The sequence below is a fragment of the Planctomycetia bacterium genome (genome assembly GCA_021413845.1).
Taxonomy (GTDB): Bacteria; Planctomycetota; Planctomycetia; order Pirellulales; family PNKZ01; genus PNKZ01.
In genome coordinates, this window is sequence record JAIOPP010000050.1 from 1 (window position 1) to 6,616 (window position 6,616).

Below are 6,616 nucleotides of genomic sequence, written 5' to 3' on the forward strand. Positions count from 1 at the left end.
CCGCTGCATGTTCGCGACTTTTTCGCCACGATCTACAAAGCCCTCGGCTTCGAGCATGACGCGAAAGTCATCGACCCGACCGGTCGCCCCCACTTTTTCATCGAGGGGCAGGCCGTCGACCAACTGTTTTGAGCACCGTACGTCGCAAAAATTCGGAGCATCGGCCTTCGGGTGTCGTGGGTGCAAGTGGTGCGGCGAAGTGCGAACCGGGAGCGGCTCGAGATTTCGTCGAAGACCGATCCGCAGGAACCTCGACCGCCGAACGGCCTGAAAGTGCGACTCTTTCGCTGCGGGTTTAGGGTGCGACGAGATAAAGGATGTCATGCATGAATTCCTCGACTGAATCAGGGCCGGCAGTCATTGATCATCTCCGGCGACATCGAGTCGCGACGTCATCGAGCCCATTCGCGCCCCCATCTGAAGCGCTGGTGCGAGTGGGTAGTCGACGCTGGTTTCTGCAAATCGGTTTGAGCGCCTTAGGCGCGGCGACCATGTCGTCGTCGACGTGCCCTGCTGCCGGTGGAGGTGCGAGATCACCGAAATCGGTGATTCAAATCTGGTTGTCGGGAGGCCCGAGCCAGATCGACATGTGGGATCCGAAGCCCAACATGCCTACCGAGATCCGGGGGCCTTTCAACGCAATCTCCACCGCGGTTCCGGGAGTTGCCGTTTGTGAGCTGATGCCGCGACAGGCGGCGCTCATGGATAAATTGGCGATCATTCGCTCCATGGACGCCGGCGGAAGCAATCATTGGCCGGTGACGTTCCAATCGACCAGCCGGAAAGCTAACCGTGACCGAGGGGATTACCCATCGACGGGGTCGATCGCCGCCCGCTTTCGCGGACCCAATCAACCGAACATGCCGGCGTTCGTCGGATTGCCTGCGGGGACCTCCTATCCGATCTGGTATGACATTTACGGATCCGGGTATCTCGGCAGTGACTACGAGCCCGTCGACGGCGCACGGGTTGCCGGACGATTCTCGATGCCCAACGGAATTACCGTCCCGCGCTTGCAGGATCGGGAACGTCTCCGCCGGGAATTCGACCGCTTCAAATCCCGGCACGATAACTCGCAGCAGTTCGAGCGACACGACCGGCACACTCGGGCTGCGCTCGACTTCGTATTGGGTGGGAACGCTGAAAGAGCCTTTGACGTCGAGCAGGAGCCGGCGGTCGTTCGCGACCTCTACGGCCGTGATTCGCTCGGCGCTTCCGCCTTGTTGGCCCGGCGGCTGGTCGAAGCCGGCATTACCTACGTGGTGCTGAGCGACCGACTCGGCAGTTGGGATCATCACGGCGACGAGATTCCTCAGAAGGGCATCGACAAAGGATTGCGGCATATGCTGCCGCGCACCGATCACGTGATCGCCACGCTGCTGGAGGATCTCGATCAGCGAGGTTTGCTGGAGTCTACGCTGGTGCTGGTTATGGGCGAGTTCGGGCGTGCGCCGGTAATGACGAAGACGGCGGGACGCGATCACTGGTTGCAGGTGATGTCGCTACTCGTGGCCGGCGGCGGCATTCGCGGAGGCCAGGTCATCGGAGCAACCGATCGACGAGGTGGAGAAATCGCCGAACGCCCGCTCGGACCGGGAGATCTCGCCGCGACGATCTTCAAACACCTCGGCATCGATTCGAGCGAACACTGGATCGACCCGGCAGGCCGGCCGAGACCATTGGTTGAAGAAGGAATTCCCATTCGAGAGCTGTTTTAATCGATCGAGGTCCGACGTTGCCCCTCGATGAAAACTCTCTTTTCAGCCGATGAGTGCCGAAGCGGAGTAGAGCGTATTTGTCCCAGGTACCGGCACAGCATATCATCGATATTCCTCGGCATTCGTTAGGTGCCGGCTTGGAATCGATCGCACAACCGTCACTGTGTTTCCCATCCGGTCGCAACATGCCTATCGGTTCTTTCGTCGTCGCTGCGCTTTCGGTTTGCATTGCGCTGACTATCGACATCGGATCCGTACGTAGCGCCGACACACGCTTGGAGTTCTTCGAGAAGAAGATCCGCCCGGTGCTCGTGGCTCATTGCTATGAGTGTCATTCGACTGAAGCGGACGGTCGCGGAAAACTCAAGGCCGGGCTCGTGGTCGATACCCGAGCCGGGTTGTTGAAGGGAGGCGAAAGCGGCGCATCGGTGACGCCCGGCAAGCCGGCGGAGAGTTTGCTGTTGTCGGCCATAAAGCATGATGGCCTCGAAATGCCGCCGAATCAAAAGTTGCCGCCTGAGGTGATCGCCGACTTCGAGAAATGGATCTCCGATGGAGCGTACGATCCGCGCGAAGGGGAGGCCGTCGTCAAAAAGCGCGGCATGTCGATCGAAGACGGCCGAAAGTTTTGGTCGTTCATTCCGCCGCGCGATGCTCCGCTGCCGGAAGTTCGACAAAAGACTTGGCCGACCGATGCACTCGATCATTTTATTCTCGCCAAGCTCGACGAACAACGACTCGCGCCCGCCGCCGACGCTGAGCCGCGAATCTTCGTTCGTCGGCTGTACTACGACCTGATCGGCCTTCCGCCGACGGAGGCGGAAACGACCTCGTTTCTCCGATCGTGGGATCGCAGTCCGGACTCGGCCATCGAGAGCACCGTCGACACGCTCCTTGCCTCGCCCCACTTCGGCGAACGCTGGGGACGCCACTGGCTCGATGTCGCCCGATATGCCGACAGCAACGGCCGAGATCGGAACGTCTATTACTATCACGCTTGGCGCTATCGCGACTACGTGATCGACTCTTTCAATCGTGATCAGCCGTTCGACTTGTTCGTGCGTGAGCAGATTGCCGGCGACTTATTGCCGGCCGAGTCGCGCGACGAACGTGATCGGCGGCGGATCGCAACCGGCTTTTTGGCCTTGGGCCCGAAGGCGTTCGAAGAACAAAAGCCCGAAGTGTTTCGAATGGACGTGATCGACGAGCAGATCGAGCTTGTCGGTCGTGCGGTGCTGGGGCTGTCGGTCGGCTGCGCTCGTTGTCACGATCACAAGTTCGATCCGATTCCCACGGCCGACTACTATGCCTTGGCCGGAATTTTTCGCAATGCCCAGCCACTCTACGGCTACGGTCCTAAGGGAATTAAGGCAACCGCATACGCCCATACAGAACTGCAGCCGCTCGGTCCCGATGCGGAACGATCGGGAGCCGGCGGACTCGCGTATCTCGCGAAGTTGCATGAGCTGACGCTCGCTCAGAACACGGCCCGATCGGATCGATATCGGATCGTACGCCGCGTCTCGGCCGCCAAGCTCGACATGCAAAAGCCGGGTGCCGACAAGGCAAAGTTCGAGACCGACATCGCCAAAATGGAAGCGGAAGTCAAAGACTGGGATGTGAAAGTTAAAGCTCACGAAGCAGCTTTGCAATCGGCGATGGATCATCCTCCACGGATGCCCGGCTGGGCGATGGGGCTACGAGAGCGCGATCGGATCGAGGACTGCCGGATTCACATTCGGGGAGACACGCTCAACCTCGGAGAGACCGTGCCTCGCGGGATGCTGCAAGTCGTTCCGCTCTCGAATAGCCCATCGATCGCGAAGAACGAAAGCGGTCGACTTCAGTTGGCGGAATGGTTGACCGATCGTCGCAACCCTCTCACGGCGCGGGTGTACGTCAATCGAATCTGGCTGCATCTATTCGGCCGCGGCCTCGTCTCCACGCCCGACGACTTCGGCGTGAACGGCGCTCGCCCCTCGCACGCCGAGTTGCTCGATCACTTGGCCGTGCGATTCATGAACGGCGGCTGGTCGACCAAACGATTGGTGCGAGAGCTGGTGATGAGCCGGACCTATCGACAAGGCATCGCGGTTCCCGAAGTGACGGCAGAACCTAACGGCGGCGCTTCATCCGTTTCGGATTTCTCCGTGGTCGATCCGGATAACGTCTTTCTCTCCCACATGCGTCCTCGCCGGCTCGAAGCCGAAGTGATACGCGATGCGATCATGCAGGTGGCGGGGACCTTAGATCGATCTCCGCCGCCGCAGGAGCAGGCATTCCTCGCCAAGTACAATCCCTACCGAGAAGATGAGTTTCGAACGTTCCAGCCGCTGTTCGCTTCAACGCAGATCGAGCATCCGCATCGCAGCGTCTACCTGCCGGTCGTTCGCGGTGTCTTGCCCGAAGTGTTTCGATTGTTCGACTTCGCCTCACCTGATCGCTCGACTTCGCAGCGAGAGGAAAGCGTCGTTCCGGCGCAGTCTTTGTACTTTTTGAACAACGAATGGGTTATCGGACAGGCAAAGGCGTTGAGCGAGTGGCTGCTTAAAATCGAATCTCTCGACGACGCCGGACGAATCGGAGCCGTCTATCGACGGGCATTTTCTCGCGAACCGACCGCTCGAGAGATCGAACGAGCGTTGCAGTACTTGAGTAGTCCCGAATCGTTGATCCCGGACCCGAAAGTTAAGACCCCGCCCAACTCGGAGCGATTGCGTCTCGAACGTTGGGTCAGTTTTTGCCAGATCATTTTTGCGAGCGCCGAGTTTCGTTACGTGAATTAGTTCGCTACCCCACAGCCGATCCAACATGAATCCGAATCCTATTTCGCGTCGCCGAATGTTGCAGGGCGTCTCCACCGGCTTCGGCTTTACGGCCTTCGCCGGGATCGCATTTCAAGCGGCCGCTGAAGAACGCACTAGATCCAAACCAGTCGGGCCGCTTGAGCCCAAGAAGCCTCACTTCAACGCGAAGGCGAAGCGGGTCATCTTTCTCTGCATGCGCGGCGGACCGTCGCACATGGAAACGTTCGATCCCAAGCCGAAACTTTCGGCCGATGACGGCAAGCCGGGCAAGAACAAAAACTGTAAGCTGCTGGGGTCGCGCTGGAAGTTCAACAAGCATGGCGAGAGCGGCTTGGAAATCGTCGACTTGCTGCCCGAAACGGCAAAACACGTGGACAAGCTGTGCGTTCTCCGCGGCATGCACACCGACAACGAAAATCATCCGCAAGCACTTGAGCAGTTGCACACGGGAAGCTTCCAGTTCATCCGTCCGTCGCTCGGATCGTGGACCTTATACGGCCTGGGTACCGAGAACCAAGACCTTCCCGGCTTTATCTCGATCAACCCGCTGACGTCGCTCGGCGGCGCGCGATATTACTCGAGCGCGTTCCTGCCGGCGGCATACTCGGCGAGTTTGCTGGGAGATGCAAATCGGCCGACTCGCAACCCGACTATCGGCAATCTCTCGAACCCGCGGCTGACGGCGGCCGGTCAGCGACATCAACTCGACTTACTCCAGGCCATGAACCGCGACGTCGTCGACAAGAGTCGCGACGCGCGTGTCGAAGGACTCATCGAGTCGTATGAGCTTGCCTTTCGTATGCAGGATGCCCTGCCGCAAGTGATGGATATCGCCGGCGAAAGCAAAGCGATGATCGCCAAGTACAACGCCGAAGAAACATTCGGCCGGCAATGCCTCTTGGCGCGTCGGTTTGCCGAAGCAGGCGTGCGCTTCATCGAGATCACCCATACCGAGTGGGACCTACACGGCTTCCTAACCGGCGGCATGACCAAGAACTGCGCCGCCATCGATAAACCGATCGCGGCCTTGCTCGACGACCTTAAGATGCGGGGCATGTTGGACGACACGCTGATCGTCTGGGGGGGCGAATTCGGCCGAACGCCCGACGACCCGACCACCGACGGTCGCGGTCACAACAATAAGGGATACTCAATGTGGTTGGCCGGCGGCGGAGTGCGCGGCGGAATGGCTCATGGCACCACCGACGAATACGGCTATGAAGCCGTCGACGGGAAGGTCCACATCCACGATTTGCACGCGACCATCTTGCACCTTTTGGGATTAGAGACGGATATATCGCGATCGACCTGGAGTCGTCGCAATTTCGAAGTGCTTCGGAGTCTTCATTTCGCACTGACCTACTCGTATAGCAAACCATGCTTCTCACTTTAGTAGCACGGTTCCGAGCAAATCGACATCCAGCTTCTCCAGCGTATCACGGTGCATCTCGAGAACGGGAGACCAATAGCTCCGTTCCCAATTCAAGCCTTGGCTCCGAAACCGGCCGAGGTTGATCCGCAAAGAGCCGCCCGCCTTCGGCTGATAATCCAGATTGCGCCGCCCGACAAACTGGGCAGCAACGCTTAGTCAGGTTCGACGCCGTGTTTCCCGTACGGGTTCGCTTAGGCGAATAAACCGTCGATGATTCGGCCGTCGGAGATCGGCGTCGGTCGCGGGAGTCGCGGGAAGTACGTTCCGTGCGGATCGATTCCAAGGGCGTGATAGATCGATGCCGCCACGTCGCCCGGGGCGTAAGGTCGCGTGGAGGGGACGGCTCCGTTCCGATCGGTGGCGCCGATCACCACGCCGCGCCGTATGCCGGCGCCAGCCATGAGGACGCAGCCGGCGTTCGGATAATGATCGCGGCCACCGTCTTTGTTGATGCGCGGCGTACGTCCAAATTCCCCCATGACGACGACGAGCGTGGTCTCGAGCAAGCCGCGCTCGTCTAAGTCGTCGAGCAGCGTCGAAAGCGACATGTCCAATTGCGGCAGGTTGCCGGGGCCGCGATAGGAATGCCACTTGTAGCCGCTGGGGATCTGCGCCGGAGTCGGTCCGAACGACATCATCGAATCGAAGAGGAGCTGATG

At 59.7% G+C, this 6,616-nt stretch carries 4 protein-coding genes; 3 read left to right on the plus strand and 1 reads right to left on the minus strand.

Annotated features, from left to right (window positions below; translation table 11 throughout):
• Positions 1-326: 326 nt before the first annotated feature.
• The 3 genes from K8U03_08825 (at position 327) to K8U03_08835 (ending at position 5,918) form a co-directional block, all read left to right on the plus strand.
• The gene (locus K8U03_08825; GenBank protein MCE9604991.1) at positions 327-1,718 is read left to right on the plus strand and encodes a DUF1501 domain-containing protein; all 1,392 of its coding nucleotides are present in this window, start codon (positions 327-329) and stop codon (positions 1,716-1,718) included.
• A gap of 185 nt (positions 1,719-1,903) precedes the next feature.
• Positions 1,904-4,504: a PSD1 and planctomycete cytochrome C domain-containing protein gene (locus K8U03_08830; GenBank protein MCE9604992.1), complete on the plus strand. Its 2,601-nt coding sequence runs from the start codon at positions 1,904-1,906 to the stop codon at positions 4,502-4,504.
• 25 nt (positions 4,505-4,529) lie between these two features.
• Entirely contained in the window at positions 4,530-5,918 is a 1,389-nt protein-coding gene (locus tag K8U03_08835; GenBank protein ID MCE9604993.1) for a DUF1501 domain-containing protein, read from the plus strand.
• A gap of 230 nt (positions 5,919-6,148) precedes the next feature.
• On the opposite strand, the gene K8U03_08840 is transcribed toward K8U03_08835, so the two are convergent.
• The coding region (locus K8U03_08840) for a DUF1501 domain-containing protein (protein MCE9604994.1) at positions 6,149-6,616 on the minus strand (468 nt) is incomplete at its 5' end.

Bases quoted from the DNA above. Each gene is read 5' to 3' on its own strand.
- K8U03_08835 (MCE9604993.1), top strand. From the start codon at position 4,530: ATGAATCCGAATCCTATTTCGCGTCGCCGAATGTTGCAGGGCGTCTCC.
- K8U03_08825 (MCE9604991.1), top strand. From the start codon at position 327: ATGAATTCCTCGACTGAATCAGGGCCGGCAGTCATTGATCATCTCCGG.
- K8U03_08830 (MCE9604992.1), top strand. From the start codon at position 1,904: ATGCCTATCGGTTCTTTCGTCGTCGCTGCGCTTTCGGTTTGCATTGCG.